Genomic DNA, 11,503 nt, shown 5'->3' on the forward strand with positions numbered 1-11,503 from the left:
GGCTCTTTCGAGTAGGTAAGGTACATAGGGAACCAGCGCGGCGGATGCTGCGCAAGCGAACAAACATACAATCCGTTCAGAGGAGATACCGTCCATGTCAGGTGGAGATATCGCCGGGCTCATTGCCGCCGGTGTATTTGCCGTACTGGTGGCTCTGCTGGCCATTCCGGTGTGGAAGCTCGGTAAGGTCTTTGACGAGTTGCGCCAGGCCATCCGATCCGTGAGTGATGAGACGACGCCGCTCATCGAAGAGGTAACGAGCACCGTCAGCACAACACACCAACAGCTAAAAAACGTTGACGGAATCACGTCGAACGTCTCGGATGCGTCAGCCAACATTTCAGCATTGTCCTCTCTGGTCGCCGCGACCGTCGGCGCCCCACTGATCAAGGTGGCTGCTTTTTCCTACGGCGTGAGGACCGCGATTGCCAGCCGGCAAAAGCCCGCCCGCCGCCGACGCAGCCGCTGACCTGTCGTAAGCCCCACATCACCGCCAGTACTACAACCTGAGGAAATCCATGATTAAGCGAGTTCTCTGGATGGCAGCCGGTGTTGCCATTGGTGTCATTGCAGTCCGCAGGGTGACCGAAGCGAAATCAGCATTGGGTCCGGCCGGCTTGAACCGGGCCGTCGCCCAGGTTTCCGACAGCATCGCCGATTTCGCCGACGCATTACGTTCGGGGATGCAGGAGCGCGAGACCGACCTCCGCTCGGCACTCGGCGTTGACGCTGACAACATCCGATAGCCCCTGCACGCCGCGAGCCCATTCCGCGCTGCGCCACGCACCACACGAAGGATCACACCCATGAAGTCCCAGGAGATCGCCCGCCGCTGGCTCGACTTTTTCGAACGCCGTGGTCACACCGTGGTGCCGTCCGCGTCGCTTGTTTCGAATGACCCGTCGCTGCTGTTCACGGTGGCAGGGATGGTCCCCTTCATTCCGTACCTCACTGCCCGCGAGGTTGCTCCCTGGGACCGGGCAACCAGCATCCAGAAGTGCATCAGGACCGGTGACATCGAGGAAGTGGGCAGGACCGCCCGCCATGGAACGTTCTTCCAGATGTGCGGCAACTTCTCCTTCGGGGACTACTTCAAGGAAGACGCCATCCGGATGGCGTGGGAACTGCTGACCACGGACGTGGAGGGTGGCGGCTTTGGGCTTCCCCCGGAGAAACTCTGGGTAACGGTTTACCAGGACGACGACGAAGCCCTCGCCCTATGGCGCGACGCCGTCGGCTTCCCGGTGGAACGCATCCAGAAGTTTGGAAACAAAGACAACTACTGGAACACGGGTCAACCCGGCCCCGGCGGTCCCTGCTCGGAGATCTTCTACGACCGCGGACCGGCCTACGGCGTGGAAGGTGGCCCTGCCGCCGATGAAGACCGGTACGTGGAAATCTGGAATCTTGTCTTCATGCAGTACCAGTTGTCTGCAGTGCGCAGCAAGGAAGACTTCGACGTCGCGGGCGAGCTGCCCAAGCGGAACATCGACACCGGCCTGGGGCTGGAACGGCTCGCGATGGTGCTTCAGGGCGTCGAGAACATGTATGAGACCGACCAGGTTCGCCCGGTCCTTGACAAAGCCGCCGAACTCTCCGGCAAGGAATACACCAGCGCCGAATCAAACGAAGACCTGCACCATGTGAACGACGTCAGGATGCGTGTGGTCGCCGACCACATCCGTTCCTCCCTCATGCTGATGTCCGACGGTGTGAGCCCCTCCAACGAGGGCCGCGGCTACGTGCTGCGCCGCCTGATCCGCCGTGCCGTGCGCGCCATGCGGCTGCTCGGAGTGGAGAGGGCATGCCTGCCCGACCTTCTGCCGGTTTCCCGCGACGCCATGAAGGGCGTTTACCCAGAGGTCGAACGGGACTTCGAGCGCATCAGCCGCATCGCCTATGCGGAGGAAAAGTCATTCCTGCGCACCATCGCCTCCGGGACCGCCCGACTCGAGGAAGCAGTGAAGGAGTCCAAGGCCGGGGGACACCCCCTTTCGGGCGAGGACGCCTTTGCTCTCCACGACACGTTCGGGTTCCCCATCGACCTCACCCTGGAGATGGCGGGAGAGGCTGGGCTTCACGTGGATGCCGAGGGTTTCCGTGCGCTCATGCTGGAGCAACGGCAGCGGGCACAGGCTGATGCCAAGGGAAAGAAGGCGGGCGGGCATGCGGACCTGTCGGTCTTCAATGAGCTGCTCGCGTCCGGCCAGACAGTGTTCACCGGCTATGACGAACTGACCAGCGACGCTGTGCTGAGTGGCATCGTTCGTGACGGCGTGTCGGTGCCCGTTGCGGGCCAGGGCGAGGAGATTGAACTCATCCTCGACCGAACGCCGTTCTATGCCGAGTCAGGCGGCCAGGCTGCAGACGTCGGACTGATCACCGGCAACGGTTTTGTTGTCGAGGTGCTCGATGTCCAGCGCCCGGTCAAGGGCTTAAGCGTCCACCACGCCAAAGTCCGCGAGGGGGAAGTTCCCAGCGGTGCAGCTGTGACCGCATCGGTCGACCGGCAGCGCAGGCACGCCGGGGAGCAGGCACACTCCGGTACACATATCGTCCACGCGGCGCTGCACCAGATCCTCGGTCCCGAAGCGCTGCAGCGTGGATCATTCAATAAGGCGGGATACCTCCGGTTCGACTTCGCGTGGGGCGAAGGAATCAGCACAGCAGCGAAGTCCGAGATCGAAGAAGTGTCCAATCTCGCGATCCGCAGCAACCACAGTGTTGAAACCAAGGTCATGCCGTTGAGCGAAGCCAAAGCCCTCGGCGCGACGGCCCTGTTCGGCGAAGCGTACGGTGACTCCGTCCGGGTGGTGGAAATCGATGGCGAATGGTCCCGCGAGCTGTGCGGAGGAACGCACGTTGAATCGACGTCGTTGATTGGCAGCCTGACCCTGCTCGGCGAGCAGTCCGTCGGCTCGGGTAACCGGCGCGTCGAGGCGTTTGTTGGCATGGACGCCTTCCGGCATCTGGCAGCGGAGCGTGCATTGGTCACCGAACTCTCCGAAATGCTCAAGGTGCCGTCGGCGCAGCTGCCTGAGCGTCTGTCGGCCACGTTGAACAAGCTGAAGACTGCTGAGAAAGAGCTCGACCGGCTGCGGAAAGAGCAACTCACAGCCGCCGCGGGCGCACTTGTGGGAACCGCCGTGGATATTGATGGGGTCAGGTTGATTGCGCACGACGCCGGCGCCGTGGGTGGTGCGGATGAGCTTAGAACACTCGCCTTGGACCTGCGCGGCCGCCTGGGCGCGGGTGCCTCGGTGGTGGTTGCCGCCGGTGTGAGCAACGACCGGCCGGTGGTCCTCGTGGTGGTGAACGACGCCGCCAGGCAGGCAGGCGTGAAGGCCGGAGCACTTGTTCGGCTGGCCGCCGGTGTGCTGGGCGGAGGCGGGGGCGGCAAGGATGACATGGCTCAGGGCGGCGGATCGGACGCCGCCCAGGTTCCAGCGGCGCTTGAAGCCATCCGCTCTGCACTGGCAACCCGCTGAACGGCAAGGAAGCGGTCAACGGATCCGGCACCACCTTGCCTCGGGGTGTCAAGGTCGGAGTGGACGTTGGAATGGTGCGGGTGGGGGTGGCGGCAAGTGATGCGGATGGGCTGATGGCCATGCCCGTGCACACCGTCCGCCGGGATCCGAAGAAGAATTCCGACCTCCGCCTGCTTGTCCGGGATATCCGGGATCGCGCCGCGGTGGAAGTGTTTGTTGGTCTGCCCCGCAACCTGAGCGGCTCCGAGTCCGCGTCGAGCCGGATGGCCCGGGATTATGCTTTTCTCCTGGCCGATGCCTTGGCCAAAGCCGGGATGGATGTGCCCGTTCGCCTGGTGGATGAGCGGCTTTCCACGGTTTCTGCTCACCGGAGTTTGCGGCAGGCTGGCTTGAATACCCGTGAACATCGTAAGGTGGTAGATCAGGTGGCAGCTGTCGAAATACTCCAACATGCCATTGACATGCAACGTTCGCGCGGACGGGACGTGGGGGAGCCGGTCGTCGTCCGAAGGCAGGAACGCTCACAAGGTGTTCCGCCCACCGCTATGGAGGAGCCAGACATTTCGCAGATTCAACGAGCCGGAGAGGACGGGGCACCGTGAGCCATCGACATCCACCGTCCCCGGCTGCCGGACACGGAGCCGACCAGCACCCCGATGATTTCCTCGACGACCACTATTCAACCCATCCGGTGCCGGTAGAGCAGTTCTTCGAAGAAGACCTGCCGTCCCGCCGCACCCGTAGGCCGTCAAAGATCCGTCAGCGCCGCCGGCGCCGCCGCACCATAGTGATGCTCGTCGTCGTCCTTGGATTTATCGGTGTAGTTGTGGCGATTTCCTTGTTCCTGCGGGACCTGCTCGGTGTGGGCGAGATTACCGACTATGCGGGGCCAGGCAATGGCTCCGTGGTGTTCACCGTTGAGGAAGGTGCTGGTCCGCTGCTGATCGGCAACCAGCTTGCCGAGCAGGACATCGTGGCCGATTCCGGTGAGTTCCTGGCTGCACTGTCCGCGGTGGCCGACGGGCGGGAGATACAACCCGGCGACTATGACATGTTGAACCAAATGACTTCCGAGGATGCTGCACTGGCGCTGCTGAACACGGAGGATTCCCAAGTGCATTACGCCGCGGTGGCACGCGACCTGCGGCAGGGTGAAGTCCTGGACATCCTTGCCGAATCAACGGGCATCCCGCGGGAGGAGTTCGAATCGCTCACCGAGGATCCAACGCAGTTCGGTATTCCGGCGAAAGCGCCAAGCCTGGAGGGTTACCTCTATCCCGGGGAATACCGTTTTGACCTGGATGTGTCAGCGGCCCAAGTCATCCAGCAGATGGTGGACAACACCATGGCGCAACTGGAAGAGGCCGGGGTCACCGAGCCGGCGGAGCAGTACCGCATCCTGACCATCGCGAGCATAGTTCAGGCGGAGGCGGGGCAGGCCGACTATCCGCAGGTGGCGGGTGCCATCATGAACCGTCTTGGCCCCGACAACACTGAGACGAACGGGCTCATCCAGTCGGATGCCACGGTGACTTACGGGCTGGGACGCAAGAGCTATAACCTCACCGACGAGGAGAAGGCCGACGAATCAAACCTGTACAACACTTATGCCATTCCGGGTCTCCCGGTTGGTCCCATCGGTTCGCCAAGCGCGGAGGCCATCGACGCCGCGGTCAACCCCGCTGATGTGCCTTTCTACTATTGGGTGACTGTAGACCTGGACACTGGGGAGACCGTGTTCACCGAAACACTGGCGGAGCACAGCCGTTACGTGGCTGAGTATCAGGCGTGGTGTGCTGACAATCCCGGCAGGTGCGAATAGATTGGCTTTGTCCCAACCGTCCGCCCGGTTCAGGGCGGGCGTAACAGGACACCCGATCTCCCATTCCAAATCCCCCGCTCTGCACCGGGCTGCCTACCGCGAGCTGGGATTCGACTGCGGCTATGATGCCTTCGATGTGCCGCCGGGCCACCTCGGGGGACTGATGGCTGAAATTCGCTCCGACCCAACCTGGTGCGGACTGTCGGTAACCATGCCGCACAAGGCCGCGGCCATCCCGTACGTGGACGGGATGCTGGGCAGCGCAGCGGACATCGGCGTGATCAATACCGTGACGGCTGGCTGGAATGCCGAAGGCGAACGCCGACTGGCAGGCCACAACACCGACGTCGCGGGTATTGTCAACGCGGTCAGGCATGCAGGCGCCACCCTGATCTCCCGGGGAGTCATCCTGGGCGGGGGCGGCACCGCGGCCGCGGCTATGGCGGCGATGCAGGCGCTCGGCGCGAATTTTGTCGATGTGTGTATGCGCTCCACCTCGCGCGCGGGTGGCCTCACCGCGGTGGCGGACCGGCTGGGCCTTGAGGTTTCGCTCCATTCCTGGGAGCAGGCAGCGGCGCTGCTGTCTACGGCTGACCTCGTTATTTCAACGCTCCCGCCCAACGGCGCCGATGAGCTCGCAGCGCACTTCATGGGAGACTTATTCGACCGACAGATACTGCTCGACGTCGCATATGAACCGTGGCCCAGCGCACTTGCGTCTGGATGGGAAGACCGGGGTGGAATCATTGTTCCCGGGCTGGAGATGTTGATCTATCAAGCAGTGGAGCAGGTCCGGCTCTTCGCCGGGGACGCTTTCACCTCCGAATCCGCCGTCATAAATGTGATGTGTGACGCTGTGGGTGCTCCCCGGCGCTGAACGGCCACGCCCGTCGTGGCAGGATTGGACGTATGTTGCGTTGGTTGACGGCCGGAGAATCCCATGGCCCTGCATTGGTTGGAATCATTGAAGGCATGCCCGCCGGCGTCGGTATAGACAGCGGGATGATCCAGTCTGCCCTTGCTCGCCGCCGTCTGGGCTACGGCCGCGGTGCGCGCATGAAGTTTGAGCAGGATCAGGTGCGCATCATCGGTGGTGTGCGCCATGGAATCACGCAGGGTGGTCCTGTGGCGATCGAAGTTGGAAACACCGAGTGGCCCAAATGGGAACAGGTGATGTCCGCCGATCCGGTCGACCGCGGCGAACTGGACGATCTTGCCCGCAACGCTCCCTTGACCAGACCGCGCCCCGGGCATGCCGATTTCACCGGTATGCAGAAGTACGGCTTTGACGAGGCCCGCCCGGTGTTGGAGCGCGCCAGCGCGCGCGAAACAGCTACCCGTGTGGCACTCGGTACGGTGGCCGCCAAGTTCCTTGACGCGCTGGGCATTACCTTGGTGAGCCACACGGTTGCTGTGGCCTCTGTGGCAGTGCCCGAAGGTTCCCGGCTGCCGGTTCCCACAGACGTCCTCGCCCTGGATCAGGATCCCTTGCGGTGCTTCGACCGGGAAACCTCCGACGCTATGGTCGCCGAGGTGGATGCCGCCCACAAGGAGGGTGAAACCCTGGGTGGAGTGGTGGAAGTTCTCGCCTACGGGCTGCCGCCCGGACTGGGAAGTTACGTGCACTGGGACCGGCGGCTCGACGCACGGCTGGCCGCGGCACTCATGGGGATCCAGGCGATCAAGGGCGTGGAGATCGGTGACGGCTTCGAAACCGCGGGACGGCGGGGATCCGCGGCACACGACGAAATCGTCCGCGATCCCTCCGGACGCATAGCACGCACTAGCAACCGGGCGGGCGGAATCGAGGGCGGAATGAGCATCGGCGACGTCCTGCGGGTACGGGCGGCGATGAAACCGATCGCCACCGTGCCGCGCGCGCTGAGGACCATTGATGTCAGCACCGGGGATGCCGCCAGAGCGCATCATCAGCGCTCCGATGTCTGTGCTGTGCCGGCGGCAGGAGTGGTGGCTGAGGCGATGGTTGCGCTGGTGCTGGCTGAAGCAGTGACTGAGAAATTCGGCGGCGATTCGGTTGCCGAGACGCTGCGGAACCTCACGGCCTACCTCGACAATATCCCTGCATCCCTCGATACGGTCGGGCGCTGATGCCCGTTGCCGGCAACCGCCCGGTGGTGCTGATTGGAATGATGGGATCCGGTAAATCCGCCGTTGGCAGGGCCTATGCCGCAATGAAGGGTCTCGACTTTGTAGACGCGGATCAACTGATTGTTGACCGGCACGGAGCCATCACGGAGATCTTCGCCTCCCGGGGTGAGGAGTATTTCAGGAAGATTGAAGCACAGGTCATAGCCGAGGCAGTTGGAGCGGCGGACCGGACCGTGGTTGTTTCCCTCGGAGGCGGAGCCGTACTCCACGCGGCCACTCAACGGGTCCTCCGGAACTGCTGTGTGGTCTACCTCGACGCCGACCTTCAGACGGTTCTTCCCCGGATAATCGGGGACGCGGCGCGGCCGCTGTTGGCGGGCGATCCAGCCGTCCGGTGGTCGGGCCTGCACGCCGAGCGTCATGCACTCTACGAACGTCTCGCCGACATCATCCTTCAGACGGGCGGCCAAAGCATCGGGAACCTGGCGGAAGTCCTGGCTCAGCGTCTGGAAATTACCACCACAAACAATGAAGGGACCACGGCCAATGGCAAGTGAACCGACTACCATCAGGGTTACCGGGCGGGAACCTGCCGACAACTATGACGTGGTTGTGGGCAACGGATTGCTTGACCGCCTGGCTCCTCTACTGGGGGAACGGGTCCGGCGCGTCCTGGTGGTCCATCCCCGGGCGCTGAGGACAACCGGTGACACCGTGCGCGAACAACTTGGCGGCGCCGGCTTCACGGCGGTGACGGCCGAGATACCAGATGCCGAAGAGGGCAAGCACATCCAGGTGGCTGCCTTCTGCTGGCAGGTGCTGGGCCAGAATGACTTCACCCGGTCTGATGCCATCGTGGCTGTGGGCGGCGGCGCTGTGACGGACCTGGCGGGATTTGTCGCTGCGACCTGGCTCCGTGGCGTCAAGGTGGTGCACATCCCCACCACACTCCTCGGGATGGTGGATGCAGCGGTGGGGGGAAAGACGGGTATCAACACCGCTGAGGGCAAGAACCTGGTGGGCGCCTTCCATCCACCGGCCGGAGTCCTGGCCGATATGGACGCCCTCGCCACCCTGCCCAAAAATGAGCTCATCGCAGGAATGGCCGAGGTGGTCAAATGCGGTTTCATCTCCGATCCTCAGATCCTGACCCTGATCGAATCCCACACGGACGAGGTGGGCGATGCGTCATCACCCGTTCTCCGGGAACTGGTGGAGCGCGCCATCTCTGTGAAGGCTGCTGTCGTTTCGGAGGATCTGCGGGAGACCGGGAACCGGGAGTACCTCAATTACGGGCACACCCTTGCCCACGCCATTGAGCTTGCTGAGCGCTACTCCTGGCGGCACGGCGCTGCGGTGTCGGTCGGTTTGGTCTTCGCGGCAGAGCTCTCCCGAATGGTCGGTCGGCTCAGCGATGACACTGCGGACCGGCACCGCCGCATTCTCGAGTCGCTGGGACTGCCGGTGACTTACCGGCGGGACCGCTGGTCTGCACTGTTGGATGGTATGCGGAGAGACAAGAAATCGCGGGGTGACCTGCTGCGCTTTGTAGTGCTCGACGACGTCGCCAAGCCTGGAATCCTCGAGGTGCCGGATACTTCGCTCCTGTTCGCCGCATATCAGGAAATTGCCGGCTAAGGGACCGGTTGCCGGGTCAGGGTAGACTGATCACTGGTCTTTTGCCCTCAGGCCCAAGCGGACAATGCCCGCGTCCTGCGGCAATCAGTCAATCGACGAAAGAGAATCCGTGGCCACCACGAATGACATCAAGAACGGCACTGTCCTGAAGCTCGAGGGCAACCTGTGGAACGTCCTGGAGTTCCAGCACGTCAAGCCGGGCAAGGGTGGCGCCTTTGTACGCACCAAGCTTCGCAACATCCTGTCCGGCAAAGTAGTCGACAAGACCTTCAACGCCGGTTTGAAAATCGAGACCGCGACCGTTGACCGCAGGGACTACCAGTACCTGTACAAGGATGGCGAAGACTTCGTCTTCATGGACACCACGGATTATGACCAGATCACCGTCCCCGGCAACACAGTGGGAGCCGCCCAGAACTTTATGCTGGAAAGCCAGATGGCAACCATTGCAATGCATGAGGGTTCCGCTCTCTACCTTGAGCTGCCGCCGTCGGTGGTCCTTGAGATCACCTACACGGAGCCCGGATTGCAGGGCGATCGCTCCACCGGCGGCACCAAGCCGGCCACGGTCGAAACCGGCTATGAAATCCAGGTTCCGTTGTTCCTTGAGACCGGAACCAAGGTCAAAGTCGACACCCGCACAGGCGACTACCTGGGACGCGTCAACGAGTGAGTGCCCGCAGTAAGGCCCGACGGCGCGCGCTAGACATCCTGTTCGAAGCCGAGCAGCGCTCTGTGACAGCGGTGGAAGCGCTCCAGGGCCGCCGTGAGAAGACGGATATGATCATCGCCTCATACTCCGTGGAGATCATTGAAGGCGTGGTTGCCCAGTCGGAGCAGATAGACGAGTTCCTGACCACATACTCCCAGGGGTGGAGCCTGGAACGGATGCCGGCCGTTGACCGGATGATCCTCAGGGTGGGCGCCTGGGAACTGCTCTATAACGACGACGTCCCCGACTCCGTGGCCGTCAGCGAAGCCGTGCAACTGGCCACCATGCTGTCCACCGATGAGTCGCCGGCCTTCATCAATGGGCTGCTGGGACGGCTGCAGCAACTGAAGCCCACGCTGCTGGCCTGAGAGCACACGCCCTTGCGCGTGCTCTTACACCCGCTTCCGGATGTCCGCCGGGTGCATCGCCGCGAGCAGATGCTGCCGGGTGCCGGTCAACCCCCAGAGCAGTTTCTGTTCGACAGCGCTGTTCAGCTCAACGTGGTGCCCTGACACGATGCGCTGGCGGGTGAACGCGAGGCGTGTCGCAGACCGGATGAAGTCGCGCATGACCGGGCGGGTCCCGCAGCGGCCCGCCCAGTCCAGTCCCTGTGACCGCCCTGCGGCCGTGGCGAGCATGCCGACCTCCTGCGGAGTCAGCCACCCCGCGGCAGCGTACTCGCCGAGCCGGTGCTCGGTGAGCCGCCGTTCGGCGCGGCGCAGAAGGAGCACACCCGCCACGGCCGCCCCGAACAACGGGACCTGGATCAGGAAATAGAACACAAAGAAGTCGGTGAACAGAACCACGAGGCCGCCGTTCCAGAGCATGTGGCCGGCAATGGCCGGAACCAGCCCCAACAGGAAAGCGGGAATGATCCGACGGCCCCCGCCCTTCGCCGCGGCTATTCCAACCACCAGCCCCAACGCCGCTGTGAACATCACATGGGCAAACGGCGAGAAGAGTCCCCGCATGACAAATACGGTCAGCAGGCTGCCCAGACTGCCCAGGCCGCCCGAATCGGCCACCGCGGAACCGAAGTAGAGAATATTCTCGGTGAAGGCGAATCCAGCGCCGACCGCCCCGGCATAGACAATGCCGTCCACCGGGCCGTCAAAGTGGCTGCGGCGGGAGTACACGAGAATCAGGACGCCCAGGCCCTTGGCGATTTCCTCCACGAGGGGCGCCTGGAACACCGGGCCGATAACGTCGGGAGCTGTTGTTGCCAGGGCCAGCCCCAGCAGATCCGTGACCCACATTCCAAGCAGCAGCGTCACGGCCACGGAGACTCCGGCGCCCCAGAGGAAAGCGAAGAGCAGGGCGCCCCGCGGTTCGGGATCCCAACGGTCAATCCAGAGGATGCCGAGGACGCAGATGGTCAGCGGAACCAAGGCCAGCACACCGCAAAGCAGCAGCGCTCCGGGACCCAGCATCATGGCTAGCAGCAGTGCCACGGCAACCACCACCAGCGCGGCGCCGATCATCAGGAGTGCATTCAGCACGCCCGGGCCCCGGCGCACCGGCCGCTCCCAGACCGGTTGGATGGGCAGCGCGCCGTCCCATTGTGGAGTTGGCCGATTGCCTGACCCTTCTGCCCACAGCCCGCCGCCTCCGTGTGTCTGAGGGCGGTCCTGGTGGGGACTGTTCATAGTCATGCACACAGGATAAGGGTCGGCGACTGCTGTGGTAGCTTGGACAGCGCAGCCAACCTTTAAATGCCGTCCTGTGAGGCGGGGA

The 11,503-nt window shown here is 63.4% G+C and carries 12 protein-coding genes; 11 read left to right on the plus strand and 1 reads right to left on the minus strand.

Features of this window, described 5'->3' with window-relative positions:
* Window positions 1-94: 94 nt before the first annotated feature.
* The 11 genes from Y708_RS0102140 to nusB all read left to right on the plus strand — a co-directional run bounded on the left by Y708_RS0102140 (window position 95) and on the right by nusB (window position 10,137).
* Complete coding sequence (locus Y708_RS0102140) at window positions 95-469, plus strand: DUF948 domain-containing protein (protein WP_028278637.1); 375 nt, start codon at window positions 95-97, stop codon at window positions 467-469.
* Window positions 470-518: 49 nt separating this feature from the next.
* Window positions 519-746 carry a DUF6167 family protein gene (locus Y708_RS0102145; protein ID WP_253905659.1) on the plus strand — a complete coding sequence of 76 codons (228 nt, stop codon included), beginning with the start codon at window positions 519-521 and terminating at the stop codon, window positions 744-746.
* Between the two features lie 60 nt (window positions 747-806).
* Entirely contained in the window at window positions 807-3,488 is a 2,682-nt protein-coding gene (gene alaS, locus Y708_RS0102150) for an alanine--tRNA ligase (RefSeq protein WP_028278639.1), read from the plus strand.
* Window positions 3,489-3,547: 59 nt separating this feature from the next.
* Window positions 3,548-4,090, plus strand: a complete 543-nt coding sequence (ruvX, locus tag Y708_RS0102155) for a Holliday junction resolvase RuvX (protein WP_275451096.1) — start codon at window positions 3,548-3,550, stop codon at window positions 4,088-4,090.
* Complete coding sequence (gene mltG / locus Y708_RS0102160) at window positions 4,087-5,310, plus strand: endolytic transglycosylase MltG (RefSeq protein WP_028278641.1); 1,224 nt, start codon at window positions 4,087-4,089, stop codon at window positions 5,308-5,310. Before ruvX ends, mltG begins: the two co-directional genes overlap by 4 nt.
* 1 nt (window position 5,311) lies before the next feature.
* Window positions 5,312-6,187, plus strand: coding sequence for a shikimate dehydrogenase (locus Y708_RS0102165; RefSeq protein ID WP_028278642.1), 876 nt, complete (start codon window positions 5,312-5,314; stop codon window positions 6,185-6,187).
* A 32-nt stretch (window positions 6,188-6,219) separates the two neighbouring features.
* Complete coding sequence (gene aroC, locus Y708_RS0102170) at window positions 6,220-7,419, plus strand: chorismate synthase (RefSeq protein WP_028278643.1); 1,200 nt, start codon at window positions 6,220-6,222, stop codon at window positions 7,417-7,419.
* A complete protein-coding gene (locus tag Y708_RS22345; protein WP_035774997.1) occupies window positions 7,419-7,976 on the plus strand; it encodes a shikimate kinase in 558 nt (185 codons plus the stop codon). Before aroC ends, Y708_RS22345 begins: the two co-directional genes overlap by 1 nt.
* Window positions 7,966-9,057: a 3-dehydroquinate synthase gene (gene aroB / locus Y708_RS0102180; RefSeq protein WP_028278644.1), complete on the plus strand. Its 1,092-nt coding sequence runs from the start codon at window positions 7,966-7,968 to the stop codon at window positions 9,055-9,057. The genes Y708_RS22345 and aroB overlap by 11 nt, the downstream gene beginning before the upstream one ends.
* A 109-nt stretch (window positions 9,058-9,166) precedes the next feature.
* A complete protein-coding gene (gene efp / locus Y708_RS0102185) occupies window positions 9,167-9,730 on the plus strand; it encodes an elongation factor P (protein WP_028278645.1) in 564 nt (187 codons plus the stop codon).
* Window positions 9,727-10,137 carry a transcription antitermination factor NusB gene (nusB, locus tag Y708_RS0102190; protein ID WP_028278646.1) on the plus strand — a complete coding sequence of 137 codons (411 nt, stop codon included), beginning with the start codon at window positions 9,727-9,729 and terminating at the stop codon, window positions 10,135-10,137. Before efp ends, nusB begins: the two co-directional genes overlap by 4 nt.
* Before the next feature lie 24 nt (window positions 10,138-10,161).
* Here the strand turns inward: nusB and Y708_RS22350 are convergent, their stop codons facing one another.
* Complete coding sequence (locus Y708_RS22350; RefSeq protein WP_081746430.1) at window positions 10,162-11,421, minus strand: PrsW family intramembrane metalloprotease; 1,260 nt, start codon at window positions 11,419-11,421, stop codon at window positions 10,162-10,164.
* Window positions 11,422-11,503: the final 82 nt, after the last annotated feature.

The organism is Arthrobacter sp. H5 (assembly GCF_000520595.1).
Lineage (GTDB): Bacteria > Actinomycetota > Actinomycetes > Actinomycetales > Micrococcaceae > Arthrobacter_D.